Annotated in this window: 13 protein-coding genes and 1 tRNA gene; 2 read left to right on the forward strand and 12 right to left on the reverse strand. The window is 60.6% G+C overall.

Going from position 1 to position 18,418, the window contains the following annotated elements; all coding sequences use genetic code 11:
* Positions 1-4: 4 nt before the first annotated feature.
* From VI215_07670 to VI215_07690, 5 genes are all read right to left on the reverse strand, one after another.
* A complete protein-coding gene (locus VI215_07670; protein ID HEY6192188.1) occupies positions 5-3,061 on the reverse strand; it encodes a TonB-dependent receptor in 3,057 nt (1,018 codons plus the stop codon).
* A gap of 55 nt (positions 3,062-3,116) precedes the next feature.
* Entirely contained in the window at positions 3,117-4,622 is a 1,506-nt protein-coding gene (locus VI215_07675; GenBank protein HEY6192189.1) for a CHRD domain-containing protein, read from the reverse strand.
* 359 nt (positions 4,623-4,981) lie between these two features.
* The gene (serA, locus tag VI215_07680) at positions 4,982-6,559 is read right to left on the reverse strand and encodes a phosphoglycerate dehydrogenase (GenBank protein ID HEY6192190.1); all 1,578 of its coding nucleotides are present in this window, start codon (positions 6,557-6,559) and stop codon (positions 4,982-4,984) included.
* Between the two features lie 11 nt (positions 6,560-6,570).
* Entirely contained in the window at positions 6,571-7,713 is a 1,143-nt protein-coding gene (locus tag VI215_07685; GenBank protein HEY6192191.1) for an alanine--glyoxylate aminotransferase family protein, read from the reverse strand.
* A gap of 51 nt (positions 7,714-7,764) precedes the next feature.
* Positions 7,765-9,459: an amidohydrolase gene (locus VI215_07690; protein ID HEY6192192.1), complete on the reverse strand. Its 1,695-nt coding sequence runs from the start codon at positions 9,457-9,459 to the stop codon at positions 7,765-7,767.
* Between the two features lie 269 nt (positions 9,460-9,728).
* Between VI215_07690 and mazG the strand changes: the two genes are divergently transcribed.
* Positions 9,729-10,523 carry a nucleoside triphosphate pyrophosphohydrolase gene (mazG, locus tag VI215_07695; GenBank protein ID HEY6192193.1) on the forward strand — a complete coding sequence of 265 codons (795 nt, stop codon included), beginning with the start codon at positions 9,729-9,731 and terminating at the stop codon, positions 10,521-10,523.
* Between the two features lie 10 nt (positions 10,524-10,533).
* On the opposite strand, the gene VI215_07700 is transcribed toward mazG, so the two are convergent.
* From VI215_07700 to VI215_07730, 7 genes are all read right to left on the reverse strand, one after another.
* Positions 10,534-11,556, reverse strand: a complete 1,023-nt coding sequence (locus VI215_07700; GenBank protein ID HEY6192194.1) for a PhoH family protein — start codon at positions 11,554-11,556, stop codon at positions 10,534-10,536.
* Between the two features lie 157 nt (positions 11,557-11,713).
* Complete coding sequence (locus VI215_07705) at positions 11,714-12,463, reverse strand: hypothetical protein (protein ID HEY6192195.1); 750 nt, start codon at positions 12,461-12,463, stop codon at positions 11,714-11,716.
* Positions 12,460-12,723, reverse strand: a complete 264-nt coding sequence (locus tag VI215_07710; GenBank protein HEY6192196.1) for a hypothetical protein — start codon at positions 12,721-12,723, stop codon at positions 12,460-12,462. Before VI215_07710 ends, VI215_07705 begins: the two co-directional genes overlap by 4 nt.
* A gap of 122 nt (positions 12,724-12,845) precedes the next feature.
* On the reverse strand, positions 12,846-13,559 hold the full coding sequence (gene radC / locus VI215_07715) for a DNA repair protein RadC (protein HEY6192197.1): 714 nt from the start codon (positions 13,557-13,559) through the stop codon (positions 12,846-12,848).
* Between the two features lie 21 nt (positions 13,560-13,580).
* Entirely contained in the window at positions 13,581-15,569 is a 1,989-nt protein-coding gene (locus VI215_07720; protein ID HEY6192198.1) for an ABC transporter substrate-binding protein, read from the reverse strand.
* A 7-nt stretch (positions 15,570-15,576) separates the two neighbouring features.
* The gene (locus VI215_07725) at positions 15,577-17,214 is read right to left on the reverse strand and encodes a hypothetical protein (protein ID HEY6192199.1); all 1,638 of its coding nucleotides are present in this window, start codon (positions 17,212-17,214) and stop codon (positions 15,577-15,579) included.
* Between the two features lie 75 nt (positions 17,215-17,289).
* Entirely contained in the window at positions 17,290-18,009 is a 720-nt protein-coding gene (locus tag VI215_07730) for an ABC transporter ATP-binding protein (protein HEY6192200.1), read from the reverse strand.
* A gap of 169 nt (positions 18,010-18,178) precedes the next feature.
* Here VI215_07730 and VI215_07735 point away from each other — a divergent pair.
* Positions 18,179-18,262 (forward strand) — tRNA-Leu (locus VI215_07735).
* Positions 18,263-18,418: the final 156 nt, after the last annotated feature.

Consider the following 18,418-nt stretch of genomic DNA (forward strand, 5'->3'; position numbering starts at 1 on the left):
GTGATCAATAGTCGAGCCGGACACCGAACCGGATCTGCCGCGGCGTACCCAGGAGATCCCCGCCCTGATTCCTCCAGTAGTTCTGGCGGTCGGCGAGGTTCGCGTCGCGGTACATCTGCACATAGGCAGCCCCGCGGCCCGGAGCGCTGATCACTTCGGAGCTCAGCGCGGGATTCGTCAGGAACCCGTCGTCATCGGCATTGCCCGTCCGCCCGTACACATTGACGACGTTCTCCGTGTTGAGAAGGTTCTGGACGTAGAGATACACGTTCAGGTCGAACGAACCCGACAGCGTGAACGACTTGTCGAGACGCGCATCCAGGCTGAAATTCCAGGGAGTCGTCGACGCGTTGATCGCCTCGACCGGCCTCCGGTTTCGCGGATCGCCGTCATACAGGATACCGCCGTCTTCCGGCCCGGTCTGGCCCAGCCCGCCGGTCACCTTCGTGTAATTGTGGCCGCTGTTGAACGAGAAGAGGATGTTCGCCCCGAGACGTTCAAGGATCGGCCCCCCGTCGTTGGGAGCAAAGTGATAATCGAGATTCAGGCTTCCGCGGTGCGCCTGGTTGAAGGTCAGAGGGGAAATAATCGTCGGCCGGAGCGTCCCGTTCTCGACGGATGAGATCGCGGACGTCGTGTTCGAACCCGTGCCCTGGGCATCCTGGAGCGTGTAATTCACGCGCGCCTGGAGCCGGTCGACCCGGCGCAGGGTCAGCGTGACTTCCAACCCCTTCGTCGTCGCAAAATCTCCGTTCTGGAGAATATCGTACGACTTCGCGAGAGCGCCGCTTTCTGTCGTGATACGGCCCACCTGGATCTGGCCCTTGATGTCTTTATAGAAGCCGGTCAGATCAAACGCGGCAAAGTTCGTAATCTGCTCCGTGAACCCGATCTCGTACTGCGTGGTGCGCTCCGGATCGAGCCCGAGTCCGACCGGCGCGGGGATGAAGTTTCTTCCCGAAACATAGAGGGAGAGCAACGGACCCCCGATATAGATATTGTTCAGCTGGGGCGCCTGGATGAACTTGCCGAACTGCATATGGAAGATCGTCCGGTCCGTGACGGGGAACGATAACCCGAGACGCGGGCTGATCGCATGGAAGGGATCTTTCTTCCGGACGGTCGTCGGATCCAGCGCGAAGATGTTTCCGTTGATGAACGAAGGGTTCTCCGCGTCGATGAACTCCCTGTCGTCCGTGTCGAAGTAATCGTACCGGATGCCGGCATTGATGATCAGGTCGTTCAACTCGACCTTGTCCTGGAGGTATCCGGAGAAGAACGTGGGGTGTTTCGGCCCGTCGAACCCGTCGTTCACTTCGTTGCCGAACACGTCATATCCGACGTTGTCGGGAATACCGGCGGACTGCATCAGTCGCGTCCTCGAGTCGGCGTTGCGTACCGAGTCGGGCTGGGAGATCATCTGGAGGAACACGTTCTCCAGCCTGCCGACCGAGTAGAGCCGGACCGTATATCTCTGGTACGACGATCCGAGCTTGAGCTCGTGCTTCCCGTATTGAGTCGTCAGATCCGCCGATCCGCCGATGTAGGTCTGCTTCCCCTTGATGTAATTCGTGGAAGCCCCCAACCCGGAGATCGAAGACCCGCCCACGATCAACTCGCCGGGCCGCGCGTACGGGAAACCGTAAAACCGGAACTCCGTCGGGGAGAGGCCCAGCGCGCCGTTCATATAGCTGTAGAAATTGTAGCCGAGTTTCGCGGCCTCGATGCTGTCGCCGTAGGAAAGAATGTTATCCTGGAGATTCGGATCGTACTGCCTGTTCCGGCTGTCGAAGTAATTGAGGTTAATCTCGTAAAATGTCTTCGGATCGAGCAGGTGTGTGATCTTCAGGTTGAAGAGGTCATCGCTGTTATCTCGCATCGGCAGACGGGAAAGATCGAGGATGTTCTGGACCGGCAGGTCGTTGATCCTCCGTTGCTGCCACGACATCGCCGAGCCGAATCGTACGGTGACGGGGCTGAGGTCGAGGCTGATTGTCCCGTTCAGGTTCCACCGGTTCGACATCCGGCCGGGGATCACGCCTTCGGGAACCTTGATGGCCCCGTATCGTGAATTAATCGACGATGCCGGGACGCCTGATCCCGCATAGAGCGTATCTCCGGGACGCCCGCCGCCGGGACCGTCGACAAGTGCGGCCGGAAAATCGGCGTTGGGGAATTCAAACCCCGTCCAGAAGGTCGGGATCGGATCACGCTGGAATTGATTCTCTCCGGCTGCGAAAATCTTCAGTTTGTCGCCGATAATCGGACCGCTGAGAGTAAGCACGTGGTCCCAGTATCCGTAGGAATAGGAATCAAGTGATTTGGAGCCGACCTGCGCGAACCGGTCGGTCTCACCGGAGTAGCTCAGCTTAATCCCCCCCGTTCCCGACCGGAGCTGCTGACGGATGATTCCCGCATTCGCTCCGCCGTATTCGGCGTTGTACCCGCCCGCCTGGATCTGGACTTCTTCGACCGCCTCGGGGATGAGGAGCACCGCGTTCCTGCCGTTCATGACGTTCCTGGCGCTGGCGCCCTCGACGTAGTATCCGACCTCGTCTTCCCTGCCGCCCCGGATATAAATGTTGTTGTCCTGCAGGACAACCCCCGGCTGCAGGGCGAAGACACCGGTCAGTCCGCGGACCGGGATCGCGCTCAAGTCGTCCGCGTTCAAAATCCGGACGGCGTTCGTGGCCGACTTGTTGACAAGCGGCCTCTGGGCCATGATCTCGACCGTCGGGAGGTTGATGTCCTGGGCAACGAGCTCAACATTCAGCTCGGTCGTCAGGTCCGGGTTCACCCGGACGTTCGTAACCGATGGGGCATGATACCCCACGAGGCTCGCCTTCACCGTATAGACCCCGGCGGGGATGTTGAGGATTATGAAACTTCCGTCAGGATCCGCTGCGACACCGTACGGCGTCCCCTCGAGCACCACGATCGCACCGGCCGCCCCTTCGTGCGTATCCTTGAACGTAACCTTTCCCCTGATCTTGCCCGTCGTTCCGCCGAACAGGAGTCCGGGAACAAGCAGGAGTGCGGTGATCACTAATGCGACTTTCATAACTCCTCCAATCTTCTGCGAGAGGAACATGGTTCTCTTCCCTAATTCTGTGAACTTATTTTTTTCCGATTGAACTCTGGATCAACTTCGCGGGCTCTTTTCCCGCTGCAACCTTTGCGACGCCGGCCTGCCGGTCGGACAATTGAAGCAGGTTGAGGGATTTCCCCGAACCCGAAGCCACGACCGTATACATACGCGCGCCCGCATAATCGGAAGCCGGAAGCGACGCGACGCCATATTGACCTCTGGCCGGATCCACGTCGAGCTGGCCTCTTACGATGCTGCTCGGGTAAGCGGAGGTGTGGAAATTAATATAGATGTAATCCGCCACGATCGTATCCTTGATCGCGTCGGTGAGCCCGTACCATGTGCCGGTAAAGACATTCGTGCTGACCGAATCCGGAACGAGCTGCCCGCGGATTGCGCCGCCGGGGTGGGCCGCGGAATGAAAATTCACGTAGATATTGCCGGCGAGGAGCGAGGAAATGAGCGCCGGAGTCAGGGGTTGTCCTACCTCATCGCTCGTCCAGGTCCCGGTCAATGTCGTATCGCCCACGGGAGTCGTCGTAATGTTCCGCACCACCGGGCCGGCGACGCCGGCAGCACCCTCGTGGAAGTGTCCGGCAACGAATGGTGAATCCAGGCCGCTCGGATGGAGGACGATCGAATAGCTCAACCCGTCCCGGCTGAAACTGAACGTCCCGACTGCCGTGGAGGTGACCGACGGATCCGGCGAACTCTCGTTCGATCCGTTCAACGTCACGTCGGGGAACGTGATCACCTGTCCCGTGATGTCAACCGGCTGGATGACGGGGCCGTTCACCCCGGGGAGGCCGACGTGAAAATGCGCGGCTGTATAGAGACTGTCACGGTAATCTGAGTGCACGGTGACCGTGAACAAAGCGCTGTCTGCCGGAGTCAGATCGAGGGAGGCGGTCCCCGTCGTATTCGTCGTGACGGGTGTCGGGGTCACCTGGCTTCCGCTGATATTGGCGGTGTAACCGCCGTTCGACACGGCATAGACCTGATGCGACCCGGCGGTCAGGTTGACATACCCGGTGGACGTCGGATACCCGACATCGGCCGCGAGGGGAGTTCCGCTCGCGGAACTGTCGTAAAAAGAGATCGCGGGCGCGGACCCGGTGGCGACATGCACAAACTTCACCTGCGTGAGAGCCGGGTCGCCGCCGCCGTTGTTCGTGAAACTGTAGCCTTCGTCGACGGCCAGGAACTTGTTGGAGCCCGTCAAGGCGTAGAGAAGCACCGTGTTCTGACTATTCGAACGGAAATTCACGTGTTGGACCGTCGATCCGAATCCCAGGTCGCGGCCCCCCGCCAGAATGTCGATATAGGCGCTGCTGGCGCCGAACGAGAGATTGGCAACCTGATTGCCGTCTATCGTAACGGCCCCTCCCGTCTGGTCGGCGGTCACATCGACGATCCGGGCGAGAGCATGATAGTCCGGCGTCGCCTGGCCGCTGCTGGGGGTATCAACACAGCTCGAGACAGCGAATGCGAGTATGCCGATGATCAGAAGGAAACAGATGCTTCTCGTGGTCATAAATTAAACCTCCAGGTGTGTTAATGCTCAGATCGCTCGTGGGTGGAGCCTGGTACCATGCGCGCAACAACAGCTTTCCCCTCCTCGTCGGGGTACACGAAGGCGGATGCAGGATCGTCGGGAGAACACGCGATGAGAAAAGATGGGGCGGAAGTTCGGAGGATGGGTGGTAACAATTTGTCTCAGCTGAGCCTCACTTTCCCTCGTCAGTGATACCTCAAAACCATCGTTGCGAGAATATAGCAAATCAACAGATGCTTGTCAAGTTTTACCCGATTTTGAGACTTCCACCGGTCCGGCCCCCTAAATACTTGCCTGGACTGGACTTTCGCCGCCTCCCGAACGCCATCATCCCGGCGCTAAAGGGTGATCATCTTGACATCCGAGACGCCGTCGAGAAGCGCGATCTCTTTGAGGACGGCCTCCGGTGCCGGAGTGTCGATCGAGATCACCGTGAGGGCCCTGCTGCCGGACTCAAATCGGCCGAGGGAGAGTCCGGCGATATTGATATGCGCCCGCGCAAGAAGCGAACTCACTGCCGCGAGCATCCCCGGGCGGTCTATATTAGAATAGAGGATCAGGTGCCCGTCCGGATTCATTTCGAAGTGGAAGCCGTCGATGCCGACAATACGCAGGTCTTTTTCGCCGAAAAGGGTGCCTGAAAAGTGCCGGGATTCCTTTTCCGTCTGATACCGGACCGAAAGAACCTGCGCGTAGCGGAGAAGGGCTGACTCCCGGACCAGCTGGACACCGATCCCCCTCTCGCGGGCGATCACCGGCGCGTTGAGATAGTTGACCGGTTCATCCAGCACTCCCTCGAAGGCTCCTTTCAGGACCGCGGCGCCCAGCGCCGGAAGAAACTCCCCGAGCGGTTCGCCGCTCGCCGAAACCGTGACCGATTTCAGCTTGCCATCCTTCAGCTGCGCCACCAGCCGGCCAAGCTTTTCGCCCAGAAGAAGGAAGGGGCGAAGCTCATCCTTGAGACCCAGGGAGATGCTGTCGGCGTTGACCGATCCCGACACGCCGCGCCCCTTCAGAAAGTCCGCCACCTGCCGGGCGATCTGAATCGCCACTTTTTCCTGGGCTTCCTCCGTCGAGGCGGCGAGATGGGGGGTGACGACGACGTTCGGATGCCGGATTAACGGCGTATTCGAAGGGGGCTCCTGTTCGAAGACATCGAGAGCCGCGCCCGCCACCGCCCCGCTCTCCAGCGCCCCGAGAAGCGCGGCTTCGTCGACGATCCCTCCCCGGGCGCAATTGATGATTCTGACTCCGTGTTTGCAGAGGGCGAGCGATTCTTTTCCGATCAACCCCTTGGTTTCAGGAATCAACGGGGAGTGAAGGGTGATGAAATCAGACTGGCGCAGGAGATCGGGGAGGCCGACAAGCTGCGCGTTCACCTTCCCCGCCATCTCCTCCGACTGGGCGGGATCGAACGCCACGATCTTCATACCGAACGCCGAGGCGCGCCGGGAAACCTCCGATCCGACTTTCCCGAGTCCGATCACGCCGAGAGTCTTCCCGTAGAGTTCCGTCCCCACGAAGGCGCTTCTCTCCCACTTTCCCTCCCGGAGGCTCTGGTTCGCCTGAGGAATGTTTCTGGCGAGGGCGAGCATCATCGAGAGGGTATGTTCCGCGGTCGAAATCGTGTTACCCCCCGGCGTGTTCATGACGATGATCCCGTGGCGGGTCGCGGCGGCGACGTCGATATTGTCGACCCCCGCCCCCGCCCGGCCCACGACTTTGAGCTTCTTCCCCGCTTCGAGAACGTGAGAGGTGACCCGGCTCCGGCTCCTGACGATCAGGCCTTCGACCGGCTCCACGGCTTTCAGGATCTCCGCGGGGCCGAGCGCCGGATGGTACTCAACGCGAAATCCTTCCGCCTCGAGTATGTCGACGCATTGCCGGTCGACATCGTCTGTGATCAGGATTGTCACGTCGAGGCCCTTCACTCCTTCGATTGAAAGTACCGCTGCACGGCCTGGACGCCGCATCCCGGCTCAAATTTCCACCCGCAATCGCCGAGCGCGCGCTCCACCGCGGCGACGACCGCAACGATATCGAGCTCGTCATAATACCCGAGATGGGAGATCCGGAGTATTTTGCCGCTGTACCGGTCCTGTCCTCCCGCGACGGTGACGCCATATGTCGACTTCAACGCCTTGTTGAACGCTTTCCACCCGATCTCCTCCGGCACCCAGACGGCGGTGACCGCGAACGAGGGGTGGGGCGAGAACAACTTCATGCCGAGCGCCTGCAAGCCCGCCCTCGCGGCGTGAGCCATGCGTCTGTGGCGTCTCCAGACCGCTTCAATTCCCTCTTCCCGGATCATCGTGAGCGCGGTGTCGACTCCGATGATCAGGGAGGCGGCCGGGGTCCATGGAGTATCGTCGCTTGCGTATGACTCGAGGGCTTTGCGGAGGTCCAGATAAAATTTCGGGAGGGTCGACCTCTTCGCCGCCGCGATCGCGCGCTCGCTCAGGGCGACGAACGTGAGTCCGGGCGGTATCATCAACCCTTTCTGCGAGCCCGTGACGCACGCGTCGATTCCCCACCGGTCGAACCGGAACTCGTGCGCGCCGATGGCGGTAATGCCGTCGACGCAAACGAGCGCGCCGGAATTCTCCCGGGCAACACGGGAAATCGCCTGCACGTCGGTTGCCGTCCCGGTGGACGTTTCGCTGTGTGTCAGGTAGACCGCTTTCGCGTCCGGATGCTCCTTGAGGAGGCGGAGAACCTGGTCCGGGGAGGGCGCCTCTCCCCACTCGAGTTTGAGCTCGACGACTTCCAACCCGAACGCCCTCGGCATCTCCACCCAGCGCTCGCCGAATTTCCCCGCGTTGACGGAGATGATTTTCTCTCCGGCGGAGAAGAGGCCCACAAACGTCGCTTCCATTCCCCCTGTCCCCGAGCAGGCGAGCGTCAGAACCGGCTGCGAGGTCTGGAAGACATACTTCAGATTTTCGTTCACCCTCGCGAAGATCTCACCGAACTCGGGGCTCCGGTGATGGATGATGGGCTCCGCCATCCTCATCATCACACGCTCGGGAACGGGAGTCGGACCGGGGGTGAAAAGCCGCGGTTTAAACATAGGGCCTCTCAAAGGGTGAAAATTGCGGCCGGCTTGTTGTGCCTCTCCGCGTCACGGAGCCCCTCCTCCGGCGGGCTTCCGGTACGTAACACGCCCATCCACGATTGTCATCTCGACGTTCGTTGTGAGAACCTCCGGGGGAGATACCTGCATGATATTTCTTGAGAGGAGCGTGAGGTCCGCCAGTTTACCCGGCTCGATCGAGCCCTTGGCGCCCTCCTCAAATCCGGCGTAGGCGCCCCAGGCGGTAAAGCACCTGATCGCCTCCTCCCGGGTCATCCGCTGGTCCCGATACCACCCATCCTGCGGGTAGCCGCTCCGGTCGGCCCTGGTGAACGCCGCATAGAAGCCCCAGAGCGGTTCCATTCCGTCGTTGGGAAAATCGGATCCACCGGGGATAATCGAACCGGTTTCGAGCAGTGATCGCCATGCGTAGGCTTCATGGATGCGGGACGGGCCCAGCCTCGCCTCGGCCCAGTACATATCGGACGTGGCATGGATCGGCTGCATGCTCGGCAGAACGCCGAGCCTCTTGAAACGGGAAATATCTTCGGGGAGGATCACCTGGGCATGTTCGATGCGGGGCCGGTAGTCGCCGGCGGGGAGCGCGTTCAGCACGTGTTCATACGCGTCGAGCACCGCATGATTGGCGCGGTCCCCGATCGCATGGACGCAGGGCTGAAATCCGTGCGCGATCGCATCGCGGACGAGGGACTCAAGCTCCGCCGCGCCGAGCATCGTCAGCCCCCTGTTTCCCGGATCGTCCGAATACTGTTCCACCAGCGCCGCTCCGCGGGAGCCGAGCGCCCCGTCCATATACAATTTCATCGACCGGATGGTCAGCATCCCGCCGCCGGCCCCGATCAGGGGCCCTTGTTCCTTCCAGAAATTCCACGCGGGGCCGGGAGCGCTGATCGCGGCATAGATCCGGACGGGGAGCCTCTTCTCCCCGGCAAGCCGCCGGTAAATCCCGATCCGGAGAGAATCGATTCCCATATCGTGGACCTCGGTGAGGCCGCTCTTCGCGCAGGCGGCCGCGGCGGTGAGAATGTCGCGTTCGATCTCCTCCGGCGTTTCGGAAGGGACAAACCTCTCGATGAGAGCGCGGGCCTCGTCCAGGAACACTCCGGTCGGTTCGCCCGAACGGGTCCGGATAATCCTTCCCCCCGGGGGGTCCTGTGTGGACCGGCTGACTTGCGCGAGCTCGAGCGCCCGGGTGTTCACCCAGATTGCGTGGCCGTCAATCCGGATGAGAACAACAGGATGATCCGGGGAAACGGCGTCCAGTTGCGATGCGGAGGGAAACTCCTTGTTCTCCCACCGGTTCTGATCCCATCCGCGCCCGTGAATCCATGCACCGGGGGCAACCTCGCGCGTCCGGGCCCGGACAAGCCCCACGATCTCCTCCGGCGATGAGGTCCCGACCAGGATCACCGATTGCATCAGCTGTCCCAGCCCGCTTATGTGGGCGTGCGCGTCGATAAATCCCGGCACGACTGTCTTTCCCTCCAGGTCGATCACCGTGTCGGAGTCGAACCGGCTCCGCAGGTCGGCGGACGTCCCGACGGCCGCGATCCTGTTCCCCCGGATGGCGACCGCCCCGGCGACCGTGTTCTGCGCGTCGAGCGTGAGGACGGTCCCGTTCACCAGCAGCATGTCCGCCTTATGCCTGGTGGAGCTTATGACGGTGAGAAACATGGCTGTGGCGAAGAGGGCGAGGATCGCTCCCGCCGTTTTCCGATTCATCCGGGTCCGATTGTCCGATGTGATCGCATGGAGGCATTCAAGTGCGGGTGAATATAGAAATTTCCGGCACGATTTCCAATGAAGGCGCCCGGGGGCTCGTGTCTCACATGTACCCAATGTGTCATCCTGAGGGAGCAAAGCGACCGAAGGATCTCGTCTTTCCGACCTGCGAGATCCTTCGCTTCGCTCAGGATGACAAAATAACGCGCCGTTGCATCTGATTCCGGATTTATCTACGTTTTTAAACCACAACTCAGAGGTTCTCCCCGATGGTGAATGATGCGTTTCTCAAACTTGTCGAAATTACAAAACGGCTGCGCGCGGAATGCCCGTGGGACCGGGAGCAGACGCACGAGTCGATCCGGATGAGCCTGATCGAGGAGGCCTACGAGGTCGTCGAAGCAATCGACGGCAGGGCCCACGACGACCTGAGAAAGGAATTGGGCGATTTGTTGCTCCATGTCCTCTTCCACTCGAACATCGCGGAGGAGCGGCACGAATTCACGCTCGAAGAGGTGATCACGGGCCTCACGGAGAAGCTGATCTTCCGGCACCCGCACGTGTTCGGAGACGTGAAAGTGGGGAATGCGCACGAAGTCAAGCAGAATTGGGAGAAGTTGAAGATGCAGGAAGGAAGGACCTCCCTCATGGACGGGGTCCCGAAGGAGTTGCCCGCGCTCCTGCGGGCGCACCGGCTGCAGGACAAGGCATCCAAGGCCGGTTTCGACTGGGAGAAGCGCGAAGACGTCTGGAAGAAAGTCGAGGAGGAGCTGGGCGAACTGCACCGGGAAGTCGGGGATCAGGCCGGGCCGGAAGCGGGGCACACATCAGGCGAAGCGAACCGGGAGCGTATGGAGATGGAGTTCGGCGATCTCCTCTTCGCTCTCGTCAATTATGCGCGCTTCCTTCACGTCAACCCGGAGATTGCCCTCAGAGGGACGATCGAGAAATTTATCGCGCGCTTTCAGTACATCGAACGGCGATTGAAGGAAACGGGAAAGGACGTGCACTCCTCCACCCTCGGGGAGATGGATGCGTTGTGGAGGGAAGCGAAACAGGTCTGACGCGAGGAGGTCATTTTTTCCTGCGGGCGGGCCGCTCCGCTTCCTCCACCCCGATTCCCCCGCCGGCATGAAATGTGTCGTAGGCGTCGATGATATCCTTGACGAGCCGGTGCCGGACGACGTCGTTCCTGTCGAAATAACAGAACTGCACCCCCTCGATCTCGCGGAGAATTTCCTGAATCTGGACGAGTCCGGAAACCGTTTTCGACGGCAGGTCGATTTGCGTGATGTCGCCGTTGATGATGGCTTTTGAGTTCGGGCCGATCCGGGTGAGAAACATCTTCATCTGCATGCTCGAGGCGTTTTGGGCCTCGTCGAGGATGACGTAGGCGTTGTTCAGGGTCCGGCCCCGCATATACGCGAGCGGAACCACCTCGATCACCCTCCGTTCGATGTACGTCTTGAGCTTCTCGGGGGGGATCATGTCGTCCAGCGCATCGTAGAGGGGCCTCAGGTAGGGATCGACCTTCTCCCGGAGGTCTCCGGGAAGAAATCCGAGGCTCTCACCGGCTTCGACGGCGGGACGCGCGAGAATGATTTTCATCACCTCACGGTTCCTGAGGCCGGCCACCGCCATCGCGACGGCCAGGTAGGTCTTTCCGGTCCCGGCCGGTCCGATCGCGAAGACGATATCGTTCTTCTTGATCTGGTGGATGTACTCTTTCTGGCCGGGCGTCTTTGCCCGGATGATCCCGTTCCTCGTAAACAGGACGACGGCCTCGAGCTCATCGGTCCCCATCCTGCTCGTCACGTTTGTCGGGAGAGCCGGATCGCCGTTGACCGCGACAAGATCGATGATGGTCTCGACGTCGTTCGTGGTGATCGCGCCGCTCTTGCCCAGGACGTAGATCAGTTCCTTGAAGATTTTCTCGAGCTGGTCGACCTCCTTGGCTTCCCCCCGGAACGTGATCTGATCGCCCCGGACGGTGATGCTCGCGTCGAAGCGGTCCTCGACGACCTGTAGATTTGCGTCGTTCAGGCCGAGAAGCCTGAGCATGTCGACGCCCTGCGCCTTGATCTTCCGTTCAGCCAATGAAGCCGGATTCCTCTCCGGTATGCCGGAATCGTTTATAAGCACAAGAAGCCCCGTTCATCCGCCGGTTTACCGGGGCGAGTGGGGCTTCTTGATATGTGGTGCCGCGTGTTACCAACAGGGTAGACCCAAAGAGCGTCTCCTTCGCGACAAACGGTTACTGCGAGGCCGGTGCCGCAGCTTTCTTGCGATAGTAGCGGCTCGCGGCCGATTTTTCCTCGCGTGATAATTCCTTGCCGGCCGGAATCTTGAGAACCCACCGGGGCTTGATGATGTCCGGATCCTTGATCATGTCCCGGTTGCCCTGCCAGATCTTGGGCCACATCCACGCGTTGTCGTAGATATCTTTTTTCCGTGCGATGTTCCAGAGGCAATCCCGGTCCCTGGCCCACGTGCCGACGGTATACGTTTTCTCCTTCGACAAACTCTGCATGAGCGCAGTCACCTTGTCCTGGAGCGAGTGGACGCGTTCCCCGTACCGGGGAATCAGGGCGATCTTGCTGGCGGCCATTTCCTTCAACCGGTCGTTCATCCGTCCGATCTCATCCTTGTAGCCGAGAAGTTCGGCATCGGTCATGCGCTGGAGATCGCCGACCCGCTTTTCCATGTCGGAGAGTTCCTTGTCGTACGCTTCGACGTCGGCCCTTGTCACTCCGAGCATCGCGTAGAGCGCATCTTCGCACGCCTTCACATCCGCGTCAAGCTTTGCGGACTGCGCCTGGAGAAGGGCTTTCTGGCTGTCGAGCGCGGCGCTCTGGGCCTTCAGGTCTGTGATCCGCTGGGTGGCGGTACTCATCTGAGATTGCCATTCGTCCTTGGTCATCTTCTGCTCCTGCCCGATGGCGGGGGAAGCGGCGACCAGGAAGAAGAGCGAAACGAGAAGATACATCAGGAGGGTCGTCTTCATTTTCCACCCAACGCTTTCTTCACGGCCTCTTGGTCCGATTGACACTGCTGGAGGGCCGCGTTCTTGTCAGCAATTTTCTTCTGCAGGTCTCCAATTTCACCTTTCTTCGCGTCCACGGCAATCCGGAGCTGCTCGGCTTGCTTCTGCAACTCGCTCAATTGCCTCAGCTCCTCCTCAGAGGGCGAACTGGAACAGCTCGTAAGCGCTAAACCCCCGCAGAACAAGGCGGCAATGAGCAGAGGTTTTAGAATCTTCACCATGGAAGGTCTCCTCAATTGTTTGCGAACAGATCCAATTCAAACCATAGTTACTGACGAACATAGCAAATAAAACCGATTTTGTCAAGTCAAATTTCAGCGGTTTTCCCCTCTCCGGGGGGAACCTACAACAGTCCGCGCTCGGCAAAACTCGAGTAGGAATGGAGGGCGAGGATGATGTGGTCGTGCACCGGAATCCCCATAATCTTCCCGGCTTCGCAGAGTTGCCTGGTGACCTGGATATCCTCGGAACTCGGCTCGGGATTGCCGCTCGGGTGATTGTGCAGGAGGATGATGCTCGCCGCCGGTTCCAGGATCGCCCGCCTGAAAACCTCCCGGGGATGCACCAGCGATCCGTTGAGGATTCCCACGGAGATCGTTTCGTCCGCGAGAAGGTGATTTGCGCTGTCGAGGAGCAAAACCTTGAACACCTCCTGCTGGAGGTCCCGAAGAAGCGGCTGATAGTGCTGAACGACGTCCTCGGGAGAGCAAATCGGGGCGCGCTGCGGGTCTCTCCTGGAGGAGGCACGCCTGCCGAGCTCGAACGCCGCGACGAGGGCGATCGATTTCGCGTTCCCCACCCCCTTCAACCTGCGCAAGTCGCGGAAGGACCTCGAAGTCATCCGCTCCAGGGAACGGAATTCCCGGAGAAGGCTCTTGGCGACGTCGACCGCGGTCGCCTTCCCGACCCCTGTCTGTAGAAGAATTGCCAGGAGCTCCGCGTCGGAGAGAGAGCCCGCCCCGTGCAGCATCAGCTTTTCGCGCGGCCGCTCTTCCACCGGCCAATCCGTGATCCTGGAATGGCCGAACGGAGGTTCCCCCACTTTCTGATTTGACATGTCCGCCTCCCCCGATGTGCGCTAATTGACCGGTAGTTCGATGATCCGCTTTACCTCGCCGTTCGAGTACCGCAGTATATGGACATTGGAATTGACCCGGCCGTGCGTGAATGTCACCGTAGCATGGACCCCGGGAAATCTCTCCAGACCCGAGAGGGAGGCCGTCAGTTTTTCCCGGGTCGTCGCCCCCCCGTCGATCCGCGCCAGGAGCATGCTCATCGCGTCATAGCCGATGAGCGCGTACTTCGTGGGATGGCGGCCGGTAGCGGAAGAGAACGCGCCGTCGAACCGGGAGTAGCCGGAATCGCGGGTGTCCGCGTAAAAGTCCGATGTGAACACGGCCCCGTTGACATACTGCCGGTGGACGTCGAGCTGGGCGGGATCGTACCATTCATCGTTGCCGAGGATCTGGGCCTTGATATTGAAGTACGAGAGTTGCGACCCGATGATGCCGATCTCCTCGGCGTTGTCGACCGCCACGAAGATCCCCTGCACGGCTGTCACGGGGATATCGGTGTTTCCCGAGACAGTGTCTGTTTCGACGAGCGCGAGATGGAGCGAGTCGGCCACCACCCGTCCGCGGGGCCCGAAGAGCTTCGTGACCCCGATCGATTCCCGCCGCGCGAGGAGCGAATCGACCAGCGCGGTATCGGCGCCGGCGCCGAGAATCGGAGCCGCGTCCGCCCTCGTTTTTCCGGCAAACGAAAACTCCGGGTCCAGCGGAGAGGCGGCTTTGCGGATGCGCAGGAATTGATCCCGGAGATCGCTCGCGCCCTGCGGAAAGGTCTCGGCCGCGACGACGGTGGCGCCCAGGCGCCGGGCCTCCTCGGCGAAACTGCGCGCCGACAGGGATTCGGGGGCATCGTTCGAGGAGAGCACGGCAAGCGAGGTCAGGCCGAGGGAGCTCACGGCATACCGGGCCATCGCTTTTCCCCTTGTCGACCAGTCCGGGTGGAGCTGGAAGAGATGCGATCCCATCGACGCGAGACCGTTGGCGGTCGCGGTCGGGGAGATCATGGGGATGCCGGCCGACTGCGCGACGGGGGCGCACGCCGCGACGTCGTTGCTGAACACGGGCCCGATGATTCCGATGACGTCGGGGGAGGAAGCGACCTCGCGGACCGCCCGGAGGGCGACCGCCGAATCACGCTTCGAATCCCTGACCTCGATCGAGACTGCGGTCCCCGCGCCCGGACGGGCCGAGTGTTCCCTGATCGCGAGCGAGATCCCTTCGAGGAGCTCTCCGGCAAGGTTCTTGACGGCGTTCGCGCCCAGCTCCTGCATCAGGGGAAGGACGACGGCGATCTTCACTCCCGCCTGCCGCTCGAGCCTGTCGAGCAACTGGCGTGCGCGCTCCCGGTACGGATTCCCTTTCTCCCCTCCCAAAAGGCCGTACACGATCTGTTTCGCGCGCGCGGGGTCGCCTCCCGCCGCATACCGTTCGGCGAGTTTCAGCCGCACGAGCTCTTTCGAACGCTCGCCGGCCGTCGACTGGAGGATTCTCTCGAGCGACGGGAGCGGCAACCGCTCCTCGGCCACGTACTCGAACAGCGTCTCCGCCCGCCTCGCCAGGGACGGATCGCCGGCGCTCTCGAGGGCTTGAAGGAATTCGGCGGCGGCAACGTCGAACTTCGCGGCCATCAGGTGGTCGAGCGCGAGCGTATACGTGGCGTCGTCCCGATACGTCGAAGCCGGGAACATGCCGAGAAACTCCTGGAGCAGAAGAGCGGACTCCTCATACTTCTTGAGTTCGAACCATGCTTTTGCGAGCATCACATACGCGCCCGTCGTCCGCTGGTGCCACGGTTTCAGGCGGCGCAACTCGTCGAAGCCGGAGGCGGCATCACTGAACTTGCCGTTCTTGAAGAGCTGCGTCGCGTCGAGAAACGACTTTTCCGCGCCGGAATTGAAGGTCAACTCCTGCTGCGCATTCCCGACGGAGAATGCGGCCGCAAAAAAGAAAACCACCGAAAGGAGAAGCCTCTGCACGTGTGACACGATCCGGATCATGTGGGTCTCAAAAGTCCCGCCCGAGGGCGCGCAGGCCCACCGCCAGGGATGCCGCCGCCATCATGCCCGAAATGGCGAGAACAAGGAGGGTCGCGAGGTACATCGTATCCGGATTGAAAGGGACGCCCCGCAGCTTGAAGGCGAAGTAATCATTGAAGGGAACAAACACGGATGCGATCACGAAGGTGAGATAGACGATGCAGATCAGGAACGTCAGGGTCGCGGCCTGCGAGGAAGCGACGCGGATCGGGTTCTTCTCGCGGTAATTCGAGAAGAAACTTCCCGCCCCCAGGTTCAGCGCGGTCAGGGCCGCCGAGGCGAAGAGCATGATGCACAGGTTGAGCTGGAGCAGGACCGGGAACTCGAGGAGCGACCGGTGCGAGAAGACGACCAGCGCCTCGCTGATCAGAATGATCGGGATCAGGTAGAGGGTGAATTTGAGCCAGAAGACCTTTTCCCGCGCCACCGGGGCGCTGAGTATCTTCCAGAAATTCATTCCCTCGGTGCTCATGCTCGGATAGACGAACCGCAGGGCGATCGAGGAGACAAGGAAGAGGTTGAAGACGAGCACCACCATATAGGAGATCGTCTGCAGGAACGGCAGCGTCTGCCTGAGATTGATTTGCGCGATGCTCGCGATGAACGTCATCACGAGCGCAGAGATGATCGTGAGATGGATCCACTGGCTCGGCTCCCGGAAAAACTGCCAGAACTCCTTCCGGAACAGGACGGTCGACTGGGGGTCGAACCTGCCCGGCCCGGTCAGCGAGAACATCGACATGAGCATCTTCGGCGACTCGCCCGCGGGCCGGAGCTCGAGCGAAGCCAGCCAGCTTCTGTAGAAGACCCGCCTCGCGGTGTACACCATGAGGCCGAAGAGGGCGATCGTGGCGAAGACGAGCATCGTGGTGTAGGAGAGCGCGAAGGAGGTGTCCCCCCGCATTGTCCAGTAGAGCGATTCCGCTATCCAGTGGTTGGGGAGGTACTTTACCGCCGGCGCGTCGAGGTAGCCGAAATACTCGTCGACGTGGGGAAAATGTTCCATCACGGCCGCCTGAAGCTTGACGGGATTTGTCATGCTGAAATAGCCGGAGAGCAAACCGAGGTAGAGCGCGACCAGCACCACAATTACTTTCCTGACCCCGATCACGCGGGCGAACCGCATCAGGAGCATGAGCATCATCACGGCGCTGCAGCCCGCGAGGAGCATGAAAGGGAGCAGCATGAACACCATCGTCTTGACGTAAAAGACCCATCCCATTTGAAAATGAGAACCGTAGCCGAGCAGGACCGCAAGCGCCAGGACGAAAAAGACGGTCGAGCTGTAAAAGAAATTGTCGAGGAACTTGATGAGAAACAGGTTCGTGTGCGAGATCGGCTTGGTCAGATAATACTCCATCTCCGGGGAGCGGTAAAACGTCGCGTAGGAGACGATGATATTCCCGACGTTGATGGAGAGGAAAAAGACGAAGAGGAGCATCGAAAGGAAACGGTGAAGCAGAAAAAGCCCCAGCCGGGCCGTATCGAGGAGGTAATCGGTGGCGATCCTGGAGGAATAGTAGGCGCCGATGACGAACCCGCCGAACACGATGAGGGTGCCGACCGTGCGGACGACGTTTGCGGAGTTCAGTTCCGTCGAGCGCATGAGGATACTCCGCGTCTTGAACCGGAGGATGTGGAGGATATCAACCATGCGGCAGGCGGCGGCCGTGCGCGGCCCTCATTTCGTCAGTTCGAGAAACGCGGATTCGAATCGTCCGTCGTACTTTTGCTTGAAGTGATGAAAGCGCTCGACGGAATCCTCGAACACCAGCCGGCCGTTCTTGATGATCCCGACACGGTCGCACAGCTCCTCCGCGACGGGGAGACTGTGCGTCGACATGAAGACGGCGGAACCCTCCGCCGACTGTTGCTTGAGGACCCGCTTGACGGTCAGCGTGCTCCGCGGGTCGAGCCCCACCATCGGCTCGTCGATAATGAGCACTTTCGGTCTGTGCAGAAGCGCCGCGACGATCACGAGCCGTTGCCGCATCCCCTGCGAGTAGTTCTCCGCCCGCCGGTCGATCCAGGAGCCGATTTCAAAGAGGTCGGCAAGCTCCCCGATGACCTCCGTCGATTGGCGGTGGTTCATTTTGTAGAGCCCGGCGCTGAAGTGAAGGAATTCCCGGCCGGTGAGCTTTTCGTAGACGAACGGCTGATCGGGAACATACCCCGTCGCCATTTTTGCCTCGACGGGGTGGCGTTGAACGTCGAACCCGTTGATCGAAATCGACCCCGAGCTCGGCGCGAAGAGCCCCGTCATCATCTTGATCGTGGTCGTCTTTCCCGCCCCATTCGGGCCCAGGAAGCCGAAGAACTCGCCGCTCTTGATCTGCAGCGAGAGGTGGTCGACCGCATGCACGTCGCCAAATGTTTTCGTGAGCTCTCTTAACTGGATCATCGATCCCCGTAAGTATTCGCCGCTCCTGTTACAAACGAACTTTAATGTTTAAAAAAATCGACAAACATGCAAGGGCTCGTGTGGCGGTGGTTAAATTGCGGCCATTTTTGTATATTTGCAGAGCGATGCCGCATCGCCGCATCGCTGCCGCGCCGTCACCCCCGCCCACGCCGGAGTGTTGAAATTGGTAGACAAGTCGGTCTCAAAAACCGATGGTCGCAAGGCCATGAGGGTTCGAGTCCCTCCTCCGGCACTCTCTCCCCTTTTCCCATCTCCACGACTCCGCCATTAGCAATGCTTCCTTTGCCTCCCACCGGCTGGTACGGCCGGGAAAGGCAATGTACATGGAGGTACCTTCGGGCGGACGCAACAAAAACCGGCGTCCCGGGACACTTCAACATGCGGGGGG

Source organism: Bacteroidota bacterium, from assembly GCA_036522515.1.
In the GTDB taxonomy this organism is placed as follows: Bacteria; Bacteroidota; Ignavibacteria; order UBA10030; family SZUA-254; genus VBOC01.